Genomic DNA, 19,329 nt, shown 5'->3' on the forward strand with positions numbered 1-19,329 from the left:
CAATGATTGAGGTATCCGGCGTTTCCGTGCGCCTTTCCGGCAAGGCCATTGTTAGTCAGGTCGGCTTCTCCGCCGAGGCAGGCCAGTTGACCGCGATTGCCGGTCCGAACGGCTCGGGCAAGACAACGACGATGAAAGCGGTCTCCGGCGAACTCCCCTACTCCGGCTCCATTCGTCTCAATGGTCAGGAAGTGAACGCGCTGCAGCCGTGGCGGCTGGCGACGATGCGGGCGGTGCTGCCGCAGGCAAGCTCGATCTCCTTTCCCTTCACGGTGCGCGAAGTGGTGCGGATGGGCCTGACCACCGGCGTCAATCGCAATCCTGAGAAAGCCGAGCAGACCGCGGCGAATGCACTGGCCTCCGTCGACCTGGGGGGCTTCGAAGGCCGCTTCTATCAGGAACTTTCGGGTGGCGAGCAGCAGCGCGTTCAACTCGCCCGCGTGCTCTGCCAGATCGCCGAGCCGGTCGTCGACGGCAAGCCCTGCTGGCTTCTGCTCGACGAGCCGGTATCCAGCCTCGACATCAGCCACCAGCTGACGATCATGACTCTGGCGCGCAATTTCTGCGAGGCCGGTGGCGGCGTCATCGCCGTCATGCACGACCTCAACCTGACCGCGCTTTTCGCCGACCGGATCATTCTCATGAAATCCGGCCAACTGGCTGCAAGTGGTAGCGTCCGCGATGTGCTGACCGACGAGACAATGGAATCTGTCTTCGGCTGTGCCCTGCGGATCAATCAGGTTCCGGCCGACGGTACGCCCTTCGTGCTTGCGCACAGTGCGATCCAAACCGGATACAATCCAGCGTAGCGGAACTTTTGCAGGGTGACCGCGTTAAGCAATTGATGATGTGGGTCATTGCCGGGCGATAATCTTCATGCAAACTTCGGCAGCGGCCCTGTGTTGAATCAGGCCGCTAAGAGCGCGCCTCACCGATGGAGAAAATCGTGGCCTCTTCGCTCCTCCACCTCATTCGTAGCCGGCGCAATGGCGGCACGCTTCACAACATCGAATCCACCATCGAAGAACAGATCGAGTCTCTTCGTGAAGAGATCGCAGCACTGACGAAGATTGCCGGAAAGCAGTCACGAAAGTCGAGCGATCGCATGCGCTATCAGGCAGCCGCCAGCTACGACGATCTGCTCTCTCGCAGCGAAGACCTGATGCATGAATTGCAGGAAAGCTACCTTCGCGGCGCCAACGAAGTGCGCAATACTGTGCGCCGTCACCCAATCGCCACCGTCGGGGCGGCAGCAGCCTTTGGGCTCGTCCTCGCCCTTCTTGCCCGCCGTTAAGGAGGCTAAATGCTCTTCCCGCTCCTCAGCCTTTTGGTAGGCACGAGTGTTCACCGAACCGTTGCGCGGACGAAGCGCAACGGTATTTTCGTTGCCATTGCCGTCGTGCTCTTGTTGACCGCTTATACGCTCGCGGTCGTCGCCGGTGCCATCTGGCTCTCAGGCATCTACGGTCCGATCGGCGCAGCGCTGTTCCTGGCAGCCGCAGCCCTGCTGGTGGCGATCGTCGTTCTCGTCATCATGATGGTGATCAACGCCCAGGAGGCGCGCCGTGCCAAAGAACGCAAGCAGGCATTGGAATCGCTTGCAGCGGTCGGCATTGGTCTTGTCCGAGCTCAGCCCTTGTTGACGGCTGGCGTTCTTGCAGCAATCGTGGCGGCCAACCTCGTCGGTTCCAAGCGCGACGACTGACCTCTCAATTTTCGCGTAGCTCAAGGAAAAGGCCGGCGCCCTGTTGGGCAGCCGGCCTCTCCTATAGATCGAACGAGACTATTATGTCAGAAGGCGAAGGCCTTGGACGTCAGCGGCGAGGATGTCGCATCCGGACCAAAATCGGCTTCACCGGATATCTGAAGCAGTTCCTGGAGACGCTGGCGAGCGCGATTGACGCGGCTCTTGATCGTTCCGACTGCACATCCGCAGATTTCCGCCGCTTCCTCGTAGGAAAAACCGGAAGCGCCGACCAGGATGATCGCTTCACGCTGGTCCGGCGGCAGCTGATCGAGCGCCTTCTTGAAGTCCTGAAGATCGAGCGCCCCGTATTGGGCCGGGTGCATAGCCATGGACTCGGTGAACAGGCCATCGCTGTCCTGAATCTCGCGCCCGCTCTTGCGCATCTGGCTGTAGAGTTCGTTGCGCAGAATCGTGAAGAGCCAAGCTTTCATGTTCGTGCCCATCTCGAAATGATCCTGCTTTGCCCAGGCTTTCATGATGGTGTCCTGGACAAGATCATCCGCCCGGTCGTGCCGGCCAATCAGCGAGATGGCGAAGGCGCGGAGGCTAGGGAGCGACGCGAGGAGCTCGCGCTTGAAGCTTGGTTGCTGCTTTTCCATGGAGCCACCTTACTTCACAGCTTTTGCCGACGCGACGAGCTCAGCCTGGTCAAGCTTCTCGAGCAGATCGAGAAAGCGGTCGGGAATCGCCTCTTCCTGCACGGCAGCATAAAGCGATCGTAACTTCACGCCGATCTGGCTGTTGGGGTCAAGGATATCGCTTGCGCGCATTTCCAGCCGCTGCCGATCCTTTTCATTCTTCCGTGTCGTCATCAATCGTCACTTTGCTTTTGTTATCCACGTGCTCTGCCACGTCGCCTTGATTCAGTTCGCCTCAATAAAACAGCCGCTTGTCCCGGCCGATTGGCGAACATCCCGTCGCGTGCCATGAACAAATGCGATAAGCCCTCTGTTGGTAGCCACGATAATGCCGTTGAGAAAAAAAAGTTCCTACATGCGAGGAACATTTTTACAATCCGTCGCGTTTTAATCGCCATTGGGGCCGTTCACCGGCCTATAGTGGGAGCTTTACATGACACTTTCGACTCGAATTGCGCCGCATCTTCCTTACCTGCGTCGCTATTCCCGCGCGCTTACTGGAACGCAGACTTCAGGCGACGCCTATGTAGCCGCCGTACTCGAGGCGATCATTACCGACATATCCATTTTCCCGGATACCGCGGATGACCGCGTCGCATTGTACAAACTTTTCACTACGCTTTTTGGTTCCGTCACCGTCCAGATTCCGGAACCGGCCTCGCCTTACGTATGGGAACAGCGCGCAACGCTGAACCTTGCCAAGGTTTCGCCGCGTGCCCGCCAGGCTTTCATACTCGCCTCCGTCGAGAACTTTCGGGTGGGAGAAATTTCCGAGATCCTGGGCGTGGAAGAGGACGAAGTCGTCAGCCTGCTCGACAACGCATCACGCGAGATCTCCCGCCAGGTCGCCACTGATGTCATGATCATCGAAGACGAACCGCTGATCGCGATGGACATCGAACAGATGGTGGAGAGCCTCGGCCATCGCGTCACCGGCATTGCCCGTACCCACGCCGAAGCGGTTGCACTTTATAACAGGACCCGGCCAGGCATGGTTCTTGCGGATATCCAGCTTGCGGATGGAAGCTCCGGCATCGATGCCGTCAACGACATTCTCAAGACCGCAAGCGTGCCGGTAATCTTCATCACCGCCTTCCCCGAAAGGCTGCTGACCGGCGAACGGCCCGAGCCGACATTCCTGGTCACGAAGCCGTTCAATCCGGACATGGTCAAGGCACTGATCAGTCAGGCACTTTTCTTCAACGAATCCACCAAGGCCGCTGCCTAAGGGAAATGGCGGTCGCCTAGGAACAAAGGGAGCGGAAATGCGTTTCGGTCAATCTGGAACGCTATTCCGACCTTAAGGTTTTTTTTCGTGCTTTCTTCTAGGATGAGCTTCCCGAATGGGCACCTTCCTCCCCGTGAGGAAAGATCAAAAATGGGAAAGGCGACTAGGTGAACAGGAACGGACCAGTGCCCGGAGTGCCCTTCGCGCTGGAAGGCAGAGCGGTGTTGCTGGAGAGCGCACTGGCGAGCGCCGGAATCTCCGTGATCTACCAGGACCCTAGGCTATCGATCATCTATGCCGACAACCTTCCTCCTCATTTTCAGCCGCTTGCAATACCGGGCGGTACTGACGTCGATCTCTTCGGCGAAGCGCATGGACGCGAGTTGGAGAAGCTGAAGCAGCAGGTATTCGAAACCGGAAGGCCGACGACAACCGAGATCGACATTTCGATCGACGGAGAAATGCGCACCTACGAATTGAAGATCCAGCGCGTCGGTACCGATCACGCCATGGGCATCCTTTCCGTGGTCGCCGAGGTGACGGAGGCCCGGCATCGCGAAAAGGTGCTGAAGTCCCTTCTTCGCGAGCTCTCGCATCGCTCGAAGAACCTTCTGGCCATTATTCAAGGAATCGCCACACAAACAGCCCGCAACACCATATCGCTGAATAGCTTCCTGGTGAAATTCCGCGGGCGACTGCAATCCCTGTCGAATTCACAAGACCTGATTACCGATTCCAGCTGGCGCGGTGCGTTCCTGTTCGAACTCGCTGAAAAGCAATTCGCGCCCTACTGGCCCGAGACGGCGGGACCGCTGCCGATCTCCGGGATAAACGTCCACTTGACACCCAATGCCGCCGTGCACGTCGGGCTCGCGCTGCATGAATTGATCGTCAACTCGGCCTCCTACGGAGCGATTGCCGGCAGCACGCCTGCGGTCACTCTGAGCTGTCATGAAGTGGCCGCTGCCGGGCGAAAGGCAATCGAGGTTTCATGGGCGGAGACGCTATGCGATCCGACAGAGGTTCACGAATTCAGTGAAAACAGCTTTGGCAAGACTGTGCTTGAGCGCGTCGTTCCCTCGTCGGTCAACGGCAAGGCCGAACTGACGCTGGTGCCGGGACGGATCGAATATCATCTGGTTATCCCCGACGCCGAGTTCGAGATCCTCCGGCACCCCTCTCAAAAGGCAGCTACACGCTAAACGAAGAACAGCCAGTGCGAGGGCGGCGCACCGGCTGTTCTTTCACTCACCGGGAGGGGACCGTGAGTACGTCCGAACGATGGGTTGGGGGCGCGCATGTTGGGTCGATGCGGTCATCGTTCGGATATCGCAGTAACGGGCAAGTATCCGAATGGTTCCGGGAACCAGTGAGAAAAAGTCGATTTTTTTACTTTTTTATTTTCAGGCCGAAGTCACCGGTGCACGGCCATCCGCCGCGCAGAAATTAATTCCATTAAAACAATGTGATAACAGCGATATCAGGCAAAAATTTTACCGTTTGATAAATTTTTGAAGCTGAGTTACGCTTCCTCTTACTGGCCGTTTACCAATAATGAGGGAACTTCAATGGAACGACTGGGAACTGGGATTCGTGCTGGCCGGCTTTCGCCCGCCGAATACGATTCGAACTTCTCCGATCTTCATCCGCGCCTCGACAAACACGAGGCGCTGGTCGCAGCCGACCGCTGTTATTTCTGCTACGACGCGCCGTGCATGACGGCCTGTCCCACCTCCATCGACATCCCGCTCTTCATCCGGCAGATCGCCACCGGAAATCCGATCGGATCGGCGAAGACGATCTTTGACCAGAATATTCTGGGCGGCATGTGCGCCCGCGTCTGTCCCACCGAAGATCTGTGCGAGCAAGCCTGCGTGCGCAACACGGCAGAGGAACGCCCTGTCGAAATCGGTCGCCTGCAGCGATATGCCACCGATACGGCCATGGAGGCGGACAAGCAGTTCTACAGCCGCGCCGCCTCGACCGGAAGGAAGATCGCCGTCGTGGGCGCCGGCCCGGCTGGCCTCGCCGCGGCCCATCGCCTCGCGGTCAAGGGCCATGATGTCGTCATCTATGACGCAAAGCCGAAGTCTGGCGGCCTCAACGAATACGGCATCGCCACCTACAAGGCCGTTGACGACTTCGCGCAAAAGGAAGTGGACTACGTCCTGGCCATCGGCGGCATTGAAGTTCGCCACAACCAGCAGCTCGGCCGTAATTTCTCCCTCGCCGATCTGCAGTCGCAATATGATGCGGTCTTCCTCGGCATCGGCCTTTCAGGCGTCAACGCGCTGCGGGTCGAAGGCGAAAACCTGCCGGGCGTCGATGATGCCGTGGACTTCATCGCCGGCCTTCGGCAGGCTGCTGACAAGGGCGACATTGCGATCGGTCGCCGCGTCGTCGTTCTCGGCGGCGGTATGACGGCGATCGACGCGGCCGTGCAAGCCAAGCTGCTCGGCGCCGAGGAAGTGACGATCTGCTATCGCCGCGGCAAGGAGCATATGAACGCCTCGGAATTCGAGCAGGATCTCGCGACCTCCAGGGGCGTCATCATTCGTCACTGGCTGGCGCCGAAATCCATTCTCGCGCACGACGGCAGAGTCGCCGCGATCGAGGTGGAATACACCAAGCTGGTCGACGGGCGCTTGTCGACGACGGGCGAGACTGGCGTCATCGCCGCTGATCAGATCTTCAAGGCGATCGGTCAGACTCTCGACACCTCCAACCTCGGCGCGCTGCGCTTGGAATCCGGCCGCATCGCCGTCGATACTGATGGCAAGACCTCGCTCGACGGCGTCTGGGCCGGCGGCGACTGCGTCTTCGGCGGTGACGACCTAACCGTCTCGGCGGTCGCGCAGGGCCGCGATGCCGCTGAATCCATCAACCGCATGCTTGCTGCCGGTGCGCAGCCGGCCGTTGCCGTCGCGTGAAGGGAGAATGAACAATGGCTGATCTCCGCAATAATTTCGTCGGCATCAAGTCGCCCAACCCGTTCTGGCTGGCCTCGGCACCGCCGACCGACAAGGCCTACAACGTCGAACGTGCCTTCAAGGCCGGATGGGGCGGCGTCGTCTGGAAGACGCTTGGTGAGGAAGGCCCCCCGGTCGTGAACGTCAACGGCCCGCGCTACGGCGCGATCTGGGGCGCCGACCGCCGCCTGCTCGGCTTGAACAACATCGAGCTCATCACAGACCGCGACCTCTACACCAACCTGCGCGAAATGAAGCAGGTGAAGATGAACTGGCCGGACCGGGCCTTGATCGCTTCGATCATGGTTCCCTGCGAGGAGAATGCCTGGAAGGCAATCCTGCCGCTGGTCGAGGAGACCGGTGCCGACGGCATCGAACTCAACTTCGGCTGTCCGCACGGCATGTCGGAACGCGGTATGGGCTCCGCGGTCGGACAGGTGCCTGAGTATATCGAAATGGTCGTGCGCTGGTGCAAGCAGTACACGCGCATGCCCGTCATCACGAAGCTGACACCAAATATCACTGATATCCGCAAGCCAGCCCGTGCTGCCAAGGCCGGCGGCACCGATGCCGTGTCGCTGATCAACACGATCAATTCGATCACCTCGGTCAATCTCGACACCTTCTCGCCGGAACCGTCGATCGACGGGCGCGGCAGCCACGGCGGCTATTGCGGCCCGGCGGTGAAGCCGATCGCCCTCAACATGGTCGCCGAGATCGCCCGCGATCCGGAGACCTACGGCCTGCCGATATCAGGTATCGGCGGCATCACCACCTGGCGCGATGCGGCTGAGTTCCTGGCGCTCGGCGCCGGCAACGTGCAAGTCTGCACGGCGGCGATGACCTACGGCTTCAAGATCGTCCAGGAGATGATCACGGGGCTTTCCGACTGGATGGACGCCAAGGGTCACCGCAACCTCGACGACATCACCGGCCGCGCAGTGCCGAATGTTTCCGACTGGCAGTATCTCAACCTGAACTACATCGCCAAGGCGAAGATCGATCAGGATGCCTGCATCAAGTGCGGTCGCTGTCACATCGCCTGTGAGGACACCTCGCACCAGGCGATCACCCAGTTCGTCAACGGCGTCAGGCATTTCGAGGTGATGGAAGAGGAATGCGTCGGCTGCAATCTTTGCGTCAACGTCTGCCCTGTCGAGAATTGCATCACCATGGAGCAGCTCCCCGTCGGCGACCTCGACAAGCGCACCGGAAAGATCGTCGATCCGAATTATGCAAACTGGACGACGCACCCGAACAACCCGATGGCTCGCCAGGCAGCGGAGTAAGATCAAGGGTGCCGCAAAACTCCGTGCGGCACCCCCTCCCTCATTCCTGTGCTCGTCACAGGAATCCAGCCACGGCGCGTCGGCGCCGTGAATGACTCTTGCTCAATGCGGGCATTTTCGCCATTCTTCAACCATGAAGGGTTGCGTCGATATTCTCGCATCCCCGCGAAACGGCACGCTTTATACCGGCGTGACCCGCGATCTCTCAGCCCAGCTTTTCGGGCATCAGAGCGAGCTACCAGGAGGTTTCATGTCTCGATATGGCGTGAAGATGCTGGTGTGGTTCGAGGAGCATGATCTGCTGACGACGGCGATCACGCGGGAGAAGACCATTAAAAATGGCCGCGGGGCAGTGGAAACTCAACCTGATCGAAGCGACGAACCCCGAACGGGAGGATATTTCATCTTTTCTGCACAGCCTATGAGTCTTTTGCCGTGCCGACGCAAGGCTGCTGGATTCCTGTGACAAGCACAGGAATGAGGGTGGCGGGTGAGGCACCCGACCTACCTCTTTTACCCCGCAAAAGTCTTCCGGTATGCCCTAGGGCTCGTGCCCAACCGTTTGCGAAAATGGTGCCGCATCGTCGCCAGCGTTCCAAAGCCGCTGGCGACCGCGATATCGTCGAGAGACCCGCTGATCTCCTTTTCCAGCAATTCGCGTGCATGGCGAAGCCTCTCCTTGAGCAGCCATTCGCCGACGCTGAGCCCGGTCGTGCTTTCGAACCGGCGCTGAAAGGTCCGGTGGCTCATCCCAGCTTTCGCGGCAAGCAGGCTGATCGGCTGCTCCTCGTCCAGCCGCTGCCGCATCCAGTCCATGAGCGGGCTTAGCCGGATGCCTTCACGCTCCAGCGGCACCGGCGCCTGGATGAACTGCGCCTGCCCGCCCTCGCGATGCGGCGGCAAAACCAGGCGACGCGCAACACCGTTGGCGGCCTCGGCGCCGAAGTCACCACGGACCACATGCAGGCAGAGATCAATACCGGCAGCACTCCCGGCTGCCGTCAGGATGGGGCCCTCATCCATGTAAAGCACATCAGCATCGAAGTTGATGTCGGGATAGCGTTTCGAGATCGAGGCGACATATCGCCAATGCGTGGTGGCGCGGCGATGGCGAAGAAGCCCTGTCGCGGCAAGCACCGCGACACCCGAGCAGAGAGACATGATCCGCGCACCGCGCTGGTGGGCCGCGCACAGCGCATCGATCAGGGCACCCGGAACCTCCGCATCGATCGAGCGCCAGCCGGGCACGACGATCAGATCCGCCTTCTCCAGCACGTCCAGTCCATGATCGACGGAGACGGTCAAGCCGCCAGCAGCGCGAAGCGGCCCAGGCTCGACCCCGCAGACCGAATAGCGATACCAGCCCTCGCCCATTTCCGGACGCGGCAGGCCGAAAACCTCGTAAGCGATGCCGAATTCGAAGGTGCAGAGCCCGTCATAGGCGAGCACAACAACATGGGGTCCTCTCAACGCACTTGGCATGATCTTTACGCTACCCGTCATTATGGCCAATTTCGCAAAGCCATAACATCGGCGATGGTTGGCGGCAACTCGAACCGAAAGGAAACGTCATGCCGAGCTTCGTCGCCGAAGTCCCTGCCGCCTCTCCCGAAGCCACTGCCGCCTACTATGCCCGCAAGCTCGCCTTCGAGACCGATTGCTGGGACGTCCACGCATCGCTCACCGCCGGCCACGGCGACTTCGTGCTGTTGGATGTCCGCTCTCCGACCCATTACGCCGCCGCCCACATTCCGGGCGCGATCAACCTCCCGCACGGCAAAATGACGGCCCATCACATGTCGAAATGGCCGGCAGATACGCTCTTCGTCGTCTATTGCGCCGGCCCGCATTGCAACGGGACCGACAAGGCAGCCCTGCGCCTTGCCCGGCTAGGGCTACACGTGAAGGTCATGATCGGCGGAATGACCGGCTGGGCAGACGAAGGGTTTTCCTTCGAGAGCAGCCCGGCGACAGCCGCGGCCTGACGAAACGTTCGCTGCATGGCCTGCACGGGAGATTGAATTTTCTAACGCCGGTGCGATAGTCGGGAGGCGCAAAGAGGTAGCCTCCCGCATGACACGTCATATCGTTGCGATCGGTCAGTTGCCTCCGCCGCTCAACGGCTTCTCGTTCGCGACCAAGAGCATGATCGCGCTTCTTTCGGAAGCAATGAGCGTCACCGTGTGCAACATCGCTCCAGCGGCCGGCAGTCCCTCGCTGCTGAGGCATCCGATCAAGTTCAGCCGTGTCCTCCGTGCCTGCCTCCCGCTGTTTCGCGACCGCAAACATCACGACAGGATCTGCTATCTCGCCTGCGAAGGAGGGCTGGGTTTAGTCTACACCTTGCTGCTTGTTCTAGTCGCGAGACTGGTCGCCTACTCCATCTACCTGCACCATCACAGTTTCAGCTACATCGACAGGCCAAGTTTACTAATGCAGGCCATCCTGACGCTCGGCGGCCGACAACTGCAACACATCTTCCTATGCGACATCATGCTCGAGCGATTCACCGAGACTTACGGCCGACGCGTCCGTAGCAGCCTGATCTCCAATGCGGCCTACGTAACCCCGCAAGACGAAGGGGACGAGCCGAAGGACCGCGCGCATCTCGTGATCGGCATGCTTAGCAATCTCACCACCGAGAAAGGTCTCGAAACGTTTCTTCATCTCGCAAGGCAAGCGCGAAGCGAGAACGTGCCGATTAGGGCGATCCTTGCGGGGCCGGCTGGCGCTAGCGAGCGCGTGGCCATCGATGCCGCCGTCGCGGAACTTGGCGATACCCTGGATTATCGGGGCGCCCTCTATGACGACGCGAAGGCTGCCTTCCATCGCGAACTTGACGTCTTCGTCTTCCCCACAGCCTATGACAACGAGGCCCAGCCGCTGGTGATCTTTGAAGCAAAGGCCGCCGGAAACGCGGTCATCTCCAGCGACCGCGGCTGCATCAGGAAACAGCTCGACGAAAACGATCTGCTGATCCACTCGGGCGGCGAGTTTGTACCGACCGCATTGGCGTGGTTGGCGGCCATGTCGCCAGAGCCCGCCCTGGAAGCAAGACGGAAGGCGATCCGGCAAGCCTATAGAACCCGCCATGCCAAGGCACGCGCCGCTATCGGCACGCTCTTGGATTTCGACGAATGATGGCGCGACGTCAGGAGGCGCCTGGCACTGGCTTAACCTTCAGTCCGTCGATGAACAGCTGCTCAAGAAAGCGCGCGGCATCCTCGAAGCGGCCGGCACCTGCATGCTCCTGCCCGAGCACCGCCCGCACCTGAACATCGAAGTCGGCATAGTGCTGCGTTGTCGACCAGATCGAGAAGATCAGGTGGTATGGATCACACCTGGCGATCTTCCCGGCTTTCGCCCAGGCTCGGATGACCTCGGCCTTCTCGTCGACGAGTTCCTTCAGCGGACCCTTCAGTTCGTCTTCGACATGCGGTGCACCCTGCAGCATCTCGTTGGCGAAAAGCCGGCTCTCGCGCGGGAAATCGCGGGCCATTTCGAGTTTGCGTCTGATGTAGCTGCGGATCTCGCTTTCCGGATTGCCATCGGCGTCAAAGGCTCTCAACGGTTCCAGCCAGGTAAAGAGCACGCGGTCGATCAGCGCCCGGTGGATCGCTTCCTTGGTGCGAAAGTAATAAAGCAAGTTCGGCTTCGACATGCCGGCAACTTCGGCAATCTGATCAATAGTGGAGCCACGAAAGCCGTTGACCGAAAACACATCGAGCGCGGCTTCAAGAATTTGCTCTTCCTTCTCTTCTTGAATGCGCGTGCGGCGCTGGGTCTTGGCTGCTCTCGGGATTGCCATGTCGATCTTGTTTTCCCTTCAAATTCAACCGTTTCACTCAAGATTGAACCGGCGCGGCACCGTGCTACAAAAATGAGCAGATGCCGGTAATTTTGTCTGTATTTTTCCTGATTTTCGTCTTGAGCCCAGCGCCGGAAGTTGTAATGTTTACCAATCGGTCAAATTATCGATCAGATGCTAAACAAAGGCAACTGGCGATTTTCCGGCGCTAACAAAACAAACAAGGGCGCTCGGATACTGACCACGGGAACAGGCGGCCATGTGCATTGCATGACCGCAGAAAACAGGTGAGGACTTTAGACATGGTGGCAGCACCAGGCGAGAACATGCGCGTCAACGGGGACCGTCTTTGGGACAGCCTCATGGAGATGGCAAAGATCGGCCCGGGAATTGCTGGCGGTAACAATCGCCAGACCTTAACGGATTCCGATTCCGAAGGGCGCAGCCTCTTCCGGACATGGTGCGACGACGCAGGCATGACGCTGGGCGTCGACAAGATGGGCACGATGTTCGCGACCCGGCCGGGCACCGATCCGGACGCGCTGCCTGTTTATGTCGGCTCGCACCTCGACACGCAGCCGACCGGCGGTAAGTATGACGGCGTACTCGGCGTGCTTGGCGCACTCGAGGTCGTCCGCACCATGAACGACCTCGGCATCAAGACCAAGCACCCTGTTGTCGTCACCAACTGGACCAACGAGGAAGGCGCCCGCTTTGCGCCCGCCATGCTCGCCTCCGGCGTTTTCGCCGGCGCCCATAAGCTGGAATATGCCTATGACCGCAAGGATCCCGAAGGCAAGACGTTCGGCGAGGAACTGAAGCGCATCGGCTGGGTTGGCGACGAAGAGGTCGGCGCGCGCAAGATGCACGCCTATTTCGAGTATCACATCGAGCAGGGTCCGATCCTTGAGGTCGAGAACAAGCAGATCGGCGTGGTCACGCACTGTCAGGGCCTGTGGTGGCTGGAGTTCACGCTGACCGGCAGGGAGGCCCATACCGGTTCGACCCCGATGAACATGCGCGTCAACGCCGGCCTTGCGATGTCGCGCATCATGGAAATGGTGCAGACCGTGGCGATGGAAAACCAGCCGGGCGCCGTCGGCGGCGTCGGCCAGGTGTTTTTCACGCCGAACTCCCGCAACGTCCTGCCCGGCAAGGTCGTCTTCACCGTCGACATCCGCTCGCCGGATCAGGCGAAACTCGACGGCATGCGTACCAGGATCGAGGCGGAAGCACCCAAGATTTGCGAGGCGCTGGGCGTCGGCTGCGCGATCGAGGCGATCGGCCACTTCGCGCCCGTCACCTTCGATCCCACGCTTGTGTCCCGCGTGCGCGGTGCTGCCGAACGGCTCGGCTATAGCCACATGAACCTCATCTCGGGTGCGGGCCACGACGCCTGCTGGGCCGCGAAGGTGGCCCCTACAACGATGGTCATGTGCCCCTGCGTCGGGGGCCTCTCGCACAACGAGGCGGAGGACATCTCCAAGGAATGGGCGACGGCCGGCGCTGACGTCCTCTTCCACGCCGTCGTCGAGACCGCTGAAATCGTTGCATAATCAAGGGCGGGGTCATTCCCGCCTTTTCTTTTACCAGCGGACGAAGAGCCGCGAGCAATCAATGCAAGGGAACTGATCATGAGCAAAGTCATCAAGGGCGGAACCATCGTCACCGCCGACCTGACCTACAAGGCGGACGTGAAGATCGAGGGCAGCAAGATCGTCGAGATCGGCCCGAACCTCTCCGGCACCGAAACGCTCGATGCGACGGGCTGCTACGTGATGCCGGGTGGCATCGACCCGCACGTTCACCTCGAAATGCCGTTCATGGGCACCTATTCCTCCGACGACTTCGAAAGCGGCACGCGCGCCGGTCTCGCCGGCGGCACGACCATGGTCGTCGATTTCTGCCTGCCGGGGCCGGAGCAATCGCTGCTCGAAGCGCTGCAGATGTGGGACAACAAGACGAGCCGCGCCAACGCCGACTACTCGTTCCACATGGCGATCACCGGCTGGAACGAGCGCGTCTTCAACGAGATGGAGATAGTGGTCAAGGACAAGGGCATCAACACCTTTAAGCACTTCATGGCCTACAAGGGCGCGCTGATGGTGAACGACGACGAAATGTTCGCCTCCTTCCAGCGCTGTGCCGAACTCGGCGCGCTGCCGCTGGTGCATGCCGAAAACGGCGACGTCGTTGCCTCGATGGCCGCAAAGCTTCTTGCCGAAGGCAACAACGGTCCGGAGGCGCACGCCTACTCCCGTCCGCCCGAGGTCGAAGGCGAGGCAACCAATCGCGCCATCATGCTGGCCGACATGGCGGGCGTGCCGCTCTACGTCGTGCATACCTCCTGCGAACAGGCGCATGAAGCGATCCGTCGCGCCCGCCAGAAGGGCATGCGCGTCTACGGTGAACCACTGATCCAGCATCTGACGCTCGATGAAAGCGAATATTTCAACAAGGACTGGGACCATGCTGCCCGCCGTGTCATGTCCCCGCCCTTCCGCAACAAACAGCATCAGGACAGCCTCTGGGCCGGCCTGCAATCCGGATCGCTCTCGGTCGTGGCGACGGACCATTGCGCCTTCACCACCGATCAGAAGCGCTTCGGCGTTGGTGATTTCTCCAAGATCCCGAATGGCACTGGCGGCCTCGAAGACCGACTGCCGATGTTGTGGACCCAGGGCGTCAACACCGGCCGCCTGACGATGAACGAGTTCGTTGCGGTCACCTCGACCAACATTGCCAAGATCCTCAACGTCTATCCGAAGAAGGGCGCGATCCTCGTCGGCGCCGATGCCGATATCGTCGTCTGGGATCCCAAGCGCTCGAAGACGATCTCGGCCAAGACCCAGCAATCATCGATCGACTACAACGTCTTCGAAGGCAAGCAGGTCACCGGCCTGCCGCGCTACACGCTGACGCGCGGCGAAGTCGCGATCGAGGAAAGCACCGTCAAGACGAAGGAAGGACACGGCCAGTTCGTGAAGCGCGAGCCGTTCCAGGCGGTTAACAAGGCGCTGTCGACATGGAAGGAGCTCGTGGCGCCGCGCAAGGTCGAACGGTCAGGCATCCCGGCGACGGGGGTCTGATCCTTGGCATCACTCCTTCACCAGCCGATCAAGCTCCGGAAGCAAAACGACGCTTTCCTGCTCGTTCGGGTCGGTGCGGGCGATGATCGCGGTGCAAGGGGTGCTGCTGAGGTTGGCAGGCAGATGCGGCACTCCGGCGGGGATGTAGAACAACTCGCCGGCGTGGACGACGACATGATGCTCCAGCTCGTCGCCGTACCAGGTGTGAGCCTCGCCGGAGAGCATGTAGATCGCCGTTTCATGCGACTCGTGCAGATGCGCCTTGGCGCGAACGCCGGGCGGAATCGTCAGCAAATGCATGCAGATACCCTTGGCGCCGACCGTCTCGGCCGCGATGCCTTCGAAGTAACTGAGCCCCTGCTTGCCATCATAGGCATGACTGGGGTGCACAATGTGACAGGTGGGCTTTGATGTCGCGTCCATCGTCATCCTCCATGGACCTTGCCGGAACAATGAAAACAGCTACTCATACTATCACGCAAACCGCGGAAGCGCGGGGAAAACAGGATACACAAGCGTTGACGCAAGCTACCTCAGTCGTATCCGCCAAGGACCTCTGTCTGACCTACGATGCCAGCGACGCTCCTGTGCATGCGCTGACCAACGTCAATCTCGACGTGCGCAAGGGCGACTTCGTCTCGTTCATTGGCCCTTCCGGCTGCGGAAAGACGACATTTCTGCGCGTTATTGCCGATCTGGAAAAGAAAACATCGGGCGAAATCACCGTCAACGGCATGACGCCTGAGGAGGCCCGCAAGGCCCGCGCCTACGGCTATGTCTTCCAGGCGCCGGCGCTCTATCCCTGGCGGACCATCGAGAAGAATATCGCCCTGCCGCTCGAGATCATGGGCTATGCGTCGGCCGATCAGAAGAAGCGCATCGCCGATGCGCTCGATCTCGTCAATCTTACCGGCTTCGAGAAGAAGTTCCCCTGGCAGCTTTCCGGCGGCATGCAGCAGCGTGCCTCCATCGCCCGCGCGCTCGCCTTCGATGCCGACTTGCTCCTGATGGACGAACCCTTCGGCGCGCTTGACGAAATCGTCCGCGACCACCTGAACGAGGAGCTTCTGAAGCTCTGGGCGCGCACCAACAAGACGATCTGCTTCGTCACCCACTCGATCCCCGAGGCGGTCTACCTCTCCACCAAGATTGTCGTGATGTCGCCTCGCCCCGGCCGCGTGACTGATGTCATCGACTCGCCGCTTCCCAGGGAGCGACCGCTGGACATCCGCGAGGCGCCCGAGTTCCTCGAAATCGCCCACCGCGTGCGCGAAGGCCTGAGAGCGGGGCACAGCTATGAGCACTAAGGCACTTAGCGTTGGAACCGTTGCGCGGGGGCGCTCATGAAGCCCGACACTCTCAAAGACAGGATCGTCCCCGTCGTCACGATCCTCGTGGTCCTGATCGCGATCTGGTACGTTGCGGCGGTCCTGATGAACGCCTCCTTCCAGCGGGACATGGATCAGCGCGCCAACCAGACGCCTGACACCATCGAATTCATCGAGAAAACGCTCTCGCAACCGAAGCCGTTGCTGCCCGCGCCCCATCAGGTAGTGCAAAACGTCTTCGAAAACACGTTTCTGCGGAAGCTCTCGAGCAACCGCAGCCTCGTCTACCACAGCTGGGTCACGCTTTCCTCGACGCTGCTTGGCTTCGGCTTCGGCACGCTGCTCGGGATCCTGATCGCTGTCGGGATCGTTCATATCAAGGCGCTCGACCGCAGCCTCATGCCGTGGGTCATTGCTTCGCAGACCGTACCGATCCTGGCAATCGCACCGATGGTGATCGTCGTCCTCGGCGCCATCAACATCACCGGGCTGATCCCGAAGGCGCTGATCTCGACCTACCTCTCCTTCTTCCCGGTCACTGTTGGCATGGTGAAGGGCCTGCGGTCGCCCGAGGTCATGTTCCTAGACCTGATGCGAACCTATAACGCGACACCCGCCCAGACATTCTGGAAGCTGCGTGTTCCGGCATCCGTGCCGTTCCTCTTCACCTCGATGAAGGTCGCGATCGCCGCAAGCCTTGTCGGCGCCATTGTCGGCGAGCTTCCGACCGGCGCCGTCGCCGGCATCGGCTCGAAACTGCTCGCCGGCTCCTATTACAGCCAGACGATCGACATCTGGGCAGCGCTTGTCGCGGGCTCGGTGTTGGCCGCAAGCCTGGTCGCCGTCGTCGGCCTTGTCGCAAAGTTCGTCGATCGTTCGATGGGCGGGAGGCCGGCATGAAGCAGATGGCTTTTTCCTGGCAGGGTATTCTTGCCCTGGTGCTGACCGCGATTGCGATGATCACCTTGCCGATCATGGCCGAGGGCGCACCGGACCCGGTGTCGTCGATAACCGCGGGCCTTACGATCGCGTTGATCGTCGCGGTCGCCCTCGTTTCCTTCTCGCCATTGCCGAAGCTGTATGTCGCCGCCGTTCTGCTGATCGGCGCGCACTGGGCGGCATGGGTCCTGCTCGCTGGTGTGACCGGCAACGAAGGCCTGGCGACGAAATCCTTCTTCCTACTGATGGCCGCCTGCTGGCTGCTTGCCTGGCGATGCGTCACCGAGCTTTCGGCCATGACGCCGGCCTCGAATTTGGGCCGCTCGTGCCTGCGGCTGCTGATCCCGGCAATCTTCGGTGCCTGGATCCTGATACTCTGGGAGGCGCTGACGCGCGGCGCCGGCATTCCCTTCGTCCTGCTGCCGCCACCTAGCGCCATTGGAGCCAGGATCGCCGGCTCGCTGCCGATCCTGGCCGACGACGTACGTCAGACGATCTTCAAGGCAGTATTCGCCGGTTACATCATCGGCTGTAGCGCAGGCTTTGCCGTCGCGATCCTCGCCGATCGCGTCGGTTTCCTGCGCCGGGGCCTTCTGCCGATCGGCAATATGGTGTCGGCGCTCCCGATTATCGGCGTCGCGCCGATCATGGTGATGTGGTTCGGCTTCGACTGGCAGTCGAAGGCAGCCGTCGTCATCATCATGACGTTCTTCCCGATGTTGGTGAACACCGTCGCCGGCCTCACCGCATCCGGCGCGATGGAGCGCGACCTGATGCAGACGTATGCCTCCAACTATTGGCAGACGCTGCTGAAGCTCCGGCTTCCGGCGGCGATGCCCTTCATTTTCAATGCATTGAAGATCAACTCGACGCTGGCGCTGATCGGTGCCATCGTTGCGGAGTTCTTTGGTACGCCGATCGTCGGCATGGGCTTCCGTATCTCCACCGAGATCGGGCGCATGAATGTCGACATGGTCTGGGCCGAAATCGCCATTGCGGCGCTGGTAGGCTCGGTCTTCTATGGCGTCGTCGCCCTCGCCGAAAGGGCGGTGACTTTCTGGCATCCGTCTATCCGTGGTGGCTAGGCGTCGCTTTATTCCCGCGAATGGGATTAGGCATAACTTCAGAGGGAAAAAAGAAAATGAAAAAACTGATTATTGCGATGATGGCGAGCGCGATGTCGCTCGCGGCAACCCAAGCGATGGCTGCCGACAAGGTGACGCTGCAGCTCAAGTGGGTGACGCAGTCGCAGTTCGCCGGTTATTACGTCGCCAAGGAAAAGGGCTACTACGAGGAAGAAGGCCTCGACGTCACCATCAAGCCGGGCGGCCCTGACATTGCGCCGGAACAGGTGATCGCCGGCGGCGGCGCTGACGTCATCGTCGACTGGATGGGCGGCGCGCTTGTTGCTCGTGAGAAGGGCGTTCCGCTCGTCAACATCGCCCAGCCCTACCAGAAATCAGGCATGGAAATGGTCTGCCGCAAGGACGGCCCGATCAAGACCGAAGCCGATTTCAAGGGCCATACGCTCGGCGTCTGGTTCTTCGGCAACGAATATCCGTTCTTCGCCTGGATGAACAAGCTTGGCCTGAAGACCGAAGGCGGTGCCGATGGCGTGACCGTGTTGAAGCAGAGCTTCGACGTGCAGCCGCTGCTGCAGAAGCAGGCCGACTGCATCTCCGTCATGACCTATAACGAATACTGGCAGGCGATCGATGCCGGCTTCAAGCCCGAAGACCTGATCGTCTTCAACTATACCGCCATGGGCAACGACCTTCTCGAAGACGGCCTCTATGCCATGGAAGACAAGCTCAAGGACCCGGCCTTCAAGGAAAAGATGGTCAAGTTCGTCAAGGCTTCGATGAAGGGCTGGAAGTACGCAACCGAGAACCCGGATGAAGCTGCCGGAATCGTCGTTGACGCCGGCGGCCAGGACGAAAACCACCAGAAGCGTATGATGGGCGAAGTTGCCAAGTTGATCGGCGATGGCACCGGCAAGCTCGACACGACCCTCTATGATCGCACGGCCAAGGCACTCCTTGACCAAAAGATCATCAACAAGGAACCGACCGGAGCCTGGACGCACGACGTAACGGACGCTGCTTCCAAGTAATTCGGTAACGACAAGACACGAAACGCGCGGACCCTCCGCGCGTTTTTTCATTTTTTTGCTGTTTTTATCGAAGAAATTTCGCGATCGATGTCGCATCGAGCGGTGCTCGCACGTCATAACAACGACGCAGGATCAACTAACGGAATGCTTGCATAACCGCACAGTGATTGATCTGCATCAC

20 protein-coding genes and 1 pseudogene are annotated in these 19,329 nt (G+C 60.3%); 16 read left to right on the forward strand and 5 right to left on the reverse strand.

The annotated features are described in order from the left end of the window. Window positions 1-2: 2 nt before the first annotated feature. The 3 genes from AS026_RS37890 (at window position 3) to AS026_RS37900 (ending at window position 1,705) form a co-directional block, all read left to right on the forward strand. Window positions 3-809 (forward strand): heme ABC transporter ATP-binding protein, encoded by an 807-nt coding sequence (locus tag AS026_RS37890; protein WP_025660160.1) that lies wholly within the window; start codon window positions 3-5, stop codon window positions 807-809. 125 nt (window positions 810-934) lie between these two features. Then, on the forward strand, window positions 935-1,294 hold the full coding sequence (locus AS026_RS37895) for an ElaB/YgaM/YqjD family protein (protein WP_205634509.1): 360 nt from the start codon (window positions 935-937) through the stop codon (window positions 1,292-1,294). Window positions 1,295-1,303: 9 nt separating this feature from the next. Then, window positions 1,304-1,705: a hypothetical protein gene (locus AS026_RS37900; RefSeq protein ID WP_018116935.1), complete on the forward strand. Its 402-nt coding sequence runs from the start codon at window positions 1,304-1,306 to the stop codon at window positions 1,703-1,705. Window positions 1,706-1,791: 86 nt separating this feature from the next. Here the strand turns inward: AS026_RS37900 and AS026_RS37905 are convergent, their stop codons facing one another. Next, window positions 1,792-2,346 carry an RNA polymerase sigma factor gene (locus AS026_RS37905; RefSeq protein WP_007533712.1) on the reverse strand — a complete coding sequence of 185 codons (555 nt, stop codon included), beginning with the start codon at window positions 2,344-2,346 and terminating at the stop codon, window positions 1,792-1,794. 9 nt (window positions 2,347-2,355) lie between these two features. Beyond that, the gene (locus AS026_RS37910) at window positions 2,356-2,517 is read right to left on the reverse strand and encodes a NepR family anti-sigma factor (RefSeq protein ID WP_245267976.1); all 162 of its coding nucleotides are present in this window, start codon (window positions 2,515-2,517) and stop codon (window positions 2,356-2,358) included. A gap of 301 nt (window positions 2,518-2,818) precedes the next feature. Between AS026_RS37910 and AS026_RS37915 the strand changes: the two genes are divergently transcribed. The 5 genes and pseudogenes from AS026_RS37915 to AS026_RS37935 all read left to right on the forward strand — a co-directional run bounded on the left by AS026_RS37915 (window position 2,819) and on the right by AS026_RS37935 (window position 8,296). Then, the gene (locus AS026_RS37915; protein WP_018116933.1) at window positions 2,819-3,613 is read left to right on the forward strand and encodes a response regulator; all 795 of its coding nucleotides are present in this window, start codon (window positions 2,819-2,821) and stop codon (window positions 3,611-3,613) included. A gap of 167 nt (window positions 3,614-3,780) precedes the next feature. Then, entirely contained in the window at window positions 3,781-4,815 is a 1,035-nt protein-coding gene (locus AS026_RS37920) for a sensor histidine kinase (protein ID WP_342587581.1), read from the forward strand. A 366-nt stretch (window positions 4,816-5,181) separates the two neighbouring features. After that, window positions 5,182-6,543 (forward strand): NAD(P)-dependent oxidoreductase, encoded by a 1,362-nt coding sequence (locus AS026_RS37925; RefSeq protein WP_062376255.1) that lies wholly within the window; start codon window positions 5,182-5,184, stop codon window positions 6,541-6,543. A gap of 14 nt (window positions 6,544-6,557) precedes the next feature. Then, window positions 6,558-7,871 (forward strand): NAD-dependent dihydropyrimidine dehydrogenase subunit PreA, encoded by a 1,314-nt coding sequence (gene preA, locus AS026_RS37930; RefSeq protein ID WP_018116930.1) that lies wholly within the window; start codon window positions 6,558-6,560, stop codon window positions 7,869-7,871. A 133-nt stretch (window positions 7,872-8,004) separates the two neighbouring features. Beyond that, window positions 8,005-8,296 (forward strand): annotated as a pseudogene (locus AS026_RS37935) (GIY-YIG nuclease family protein). Between the two features lie 88 nt (window positions 8,297-8,384). Here AS026_RS37935 and ftrA read toward each other — a convergent pair. Next, a complete protein-coding gene (gene ftrA / locus AS026_RS37940) occupies window positions 8,385-9,374 on the reverse strand; it encodes a transcriptional regulator FtrA (RefSeq protein ID WP_062376257.1) in 990 nt (329 codons plus the stop codon). Window positions 9,375-9,442: 68 nt separating this feature from the next. Here ftrA and AS026_RS37945 point away from each other — a divergent pair, with 68 nt between their 5' ends. Together AS026_RS37945 and AS026_RS37950 are read left to right on the forward strand one after the other, a co-directional pair. Continuing rightward, the gene (locus AS026_RS37945) at window positions 9,443-9,856 is read left to right on the forward strand and encodes a rhodanese-like domain-containing protein (protein WP_062376259.1); all 414 of its coding nucleotides are present in this window, start codon (window positions 9,443-9,445) and stop codon (window positions 9,854-9,856) included. Window positions 9,857-9,944: 88 nt separating this feature from the next. Continuing rightward, entirely contained in the window at window positions 9,945-11,012 is a 1,068-nt protein-coding gene (locus AS026_RS37950; protein WP_062376261.1) for a glycosyltransferase family 4 protein, read from the forward strand. Between the two features lie 10 nt (window positions 11,013-11,022). On the opposite strand, the gene AS026_RS37955 is transcribed toward AS026_RS37950, so the two are convergent. Then, window positions 11,023-11,679 carry a TetR family transcriptional regulator C-terminal domain-containing protein gene (locus AS026_RS37955; protein ID WP_018116926.1) on the reverse strand — a complete coding sequence of 219 codons (657 nt, stop codon included), beginning with the start codon at window positions 11,677-11,679 and terminating at the stop codon, window positions 11,023-11,025. Window positions 11,680-11,981: 302 nt separating this feature from the next. On the opposite strand from AS026_RS37955, the gene AS026_RS37960 reads away from it, so the two are divergent. Together AS026_RS37960 and hydA are read left to right on the forward strand one after the other, a co-directional pair. Further along, a complete protein-coding gene (locus AS026_RS37960) occupies window positions 11,982-13,235 on the forward strand; it encodes a Zn-dependent hydrolase (RefSeq protein WP_062376263.1) in 1,254 nt (417 codons plus the stop codon). A 78-nt stretch (window positions 13,236-13,313) separates the two neighbouring features. Further along, window positions 13,314-14,768, forward strand: coding sequence for a dihydropyrimidinase (hydA, locus tag AS026_RS37965; RefSeq protein WP_062376265.1), 1,455 nt, complete (start codon window positions 13,314-13,316; stop codon window positions 14,766-14,768). Window positions 14,769-14,777: 9 nt separating this feature from the next. Here hydA and AS026_RS37970 read toward each other — a convergent pair whose 3' ends face one another. After that, a complete protein-coding gene (locus tag AS026_RS37970; RefSeq protein ID WP_018858244.1) occupies window positions 14,778-15,191 on the reverse strand; it encodes a cupin domain-containing protein in 414 nt (137 codons plus the stop codon). A gap of 95 nt (window positions 15,192-15,286) precedes the next feature. Between AS026_RS37970 and AS026_RS37975 the strand changes: the two genes are divergently transcribed. The 4 genes from AS026_RS37975 to AS026_RS37990 are packed head-to-tail and all read left to right on the forward strand — an operon-like array spanning window position 15,287 to window position 19,148. Continuing rightward, entirely contained in the window at window positions 15,287-16,075 is a 789-nt protein-coding gene (locus AS026_RS37975) for an ABC transporter ATP-binding protein (protein WP_018116922.1), read from the forward strand. Between the two features lie 36 nt (window positions 16,076-16,111). Next, window positions 16,112-16,996 carry an ABC transporter permease gene (locus tag AS026_RS37980; RefSeq protein WP_062376266.1) on the forward strand — a complete coding sequence of 295 codons (885 nt, stop codon included), beginning with the start codon at window positions 16,112-16,114 and terminating at the stop codon, window positions 16,994-16,996. Continuing rightward, a complete protein-coding gene (locus tag AS026_RS37985) occupies window positions 16,993-18,120 on the forward strand; it encodes an ABC transporter permease (protein ID WP_025660124.1) in 1,128 nt (375 codons plus the stop codon). Before AS026_RS37980 ends, AS026_RS37985 begins: the two co-directional genes overlap by 4 nt. Before the next feature lie 56 nt (window positions 18,121-18,176). After that, on the forward strand, window positions 18,177-19,148 hold the full coding sequence (locus AS026_RS37990) for an ABC transporter substrate-binding protein (protein ID WP_018116919.1): 972 nt from the start codon (window positions 18,177-18,179) through the stop codon (window positions 19,146-19,148). The last annotated feature ends 181 nt before the right edge of the window (window positions 19,149-19,329 follow it).

This window comes from Rhizobium altiplani (genome assembly GCF_001542405.1).
GTDB lineage: Bacteria > Pseudomonadota > Alphaproteobacteria > Rhizobiales > Rhizobiaceae > Rhizobium > Rhizobium altiplani.

What these genes read in the sequence shown, in the direction of transcription:
- hydA (WP_062376265.1), top strand. Translation starts at nt 13,314, where the DNA reads ATGAGCAAAGTCATCAAGGGCGGAACCATCGTCACCGCCGACCTGACC.
- AS026_RS37980 (WP_062376266.1), top strand. Translation starts at nt 16,112, where the DNA reads ATGAAGCCCGACACTCTCAAAGACAGGATCGTCCCCGTCGTCACGATC.
- AS026_RS37895 (WP_205634509.1), top strand. Translation starts at nt 935, where the DNA reads ATGGAGAAAATCGTGGCCTCTTCGCTCCTCCACCTCATTCGTAGCCGG.
- ftrA (WP_062376257.1), bottom strand. Translation starts at nt 9,374, where the DNA reads ATGACGGGTAGCGTAAAGATCATGCCAAGTGCGTTGAGAGGACCCCAT.
- AS026_RS37985 (WP_025660124.1), top strand. Translation starts at nt 16,993, where the DNA reads ATGAAGCAGATGGCTTTTTCCTGGCAGGGTATTCTTGCCCTGGTGCTG.
- AS026_RS37905 (WP_007533712.1), bottom strand. Translation starts at nt 2,346, where the DNA reads ATGGAAAAGCAGCAACCAAGCTTCAAGCGCGAGCTCCTCGCGTCGCTC.
- AS026_RS37890 (WP_025660160.1), top strand. Translation starts at nt 3, where the DNA reads ATGATTGAGGTATCCGGCGTTTCCGTGCGCCTTTCCGGCAAGGCCATT.
- AS026_RS37925 (WP_062376255.1), top strand. Translation starts at nt 5,182, where the DNA reads ATGGAACGACTGGGAACTGGGATTCGTGCTGGCCGGCTTTCGCCCGCC.
- AS026_RS37990 (WP_018116919.1), top strand. Translation starts at nt 18,177, where the DNA reads ATGAAAAAACTGATTATTGCGATGATGGCGAGCGCGATGTCGCTCGCG.
- AS026_RS37955 (WP_018116926.1), bottom strand. Translation starts at nt 11,679, where the DNA reads ATGGCAATCCCGAGAGCAGCCAAGACCCAGCGCCGCACGCGCATTCAA.
- AS026_RS37960 (WP_062376263.1), top strand. Translation starts at nt 11,982, where the DNA reads ATGGTGGCAGCACCAGGCGAGAACATGCGCGTCAACGGGGACCGTCTT.
- AS026_RS37900 (WP_018116935.1), top strand. Translation starts at nt 1,304, where the DNA reads ATGCTCTTCCCGCTCCTCAGCCTTTTGGTAGGCACGAGTGTTCACCGA.
- AS026_RS37970 (WP_018858244.1), bottom strand. Translation starts at nt 15,191, where the DNA reads ATGGACGCGACATCAAAGCCCACCTGTCACATTGTGCACCCCAGTCAT.
- AS026_RS37945 (WP_062376259.1), top strand. Translation starts at nt 9,443, where the DNA reads ATGCCGAGCTTCGTCGCCGAAGTCCCTGCCGCCTCTCCCGAAGCCACT.
- AS026_RS37915 (WP_018116933.1), top strand. Translation starts at nt 2,819, where the DNA reads ATGACACTTTCGACTCGAATTGCGCCGCATCTTCCTTACCTGCGTCGC.
- AS026_RS37950 (WP_062376261.1), top strand. Translation starts at nt 9,945, where the DNA reads ATGACACGTCATATCGTTGCGATCGGTCAGTTGCCTCCGCCGCTCAAC.
- AS026_RS37910 (WP_245267976.1), bottom strand. Translation starts at nt 2,517, where the DNA reads ATGCGCGCAAGCGATATCCTTGACCCCAACAGCCAGATCGGCGTGAAG.
- preA (WP_018116930.1), top strand. Translation starts at nt 6,558, where the DNA reads ATGGCTGATCTCCGCAATAATTTCGTCGGCATCAAGTCGCCCAACCCG.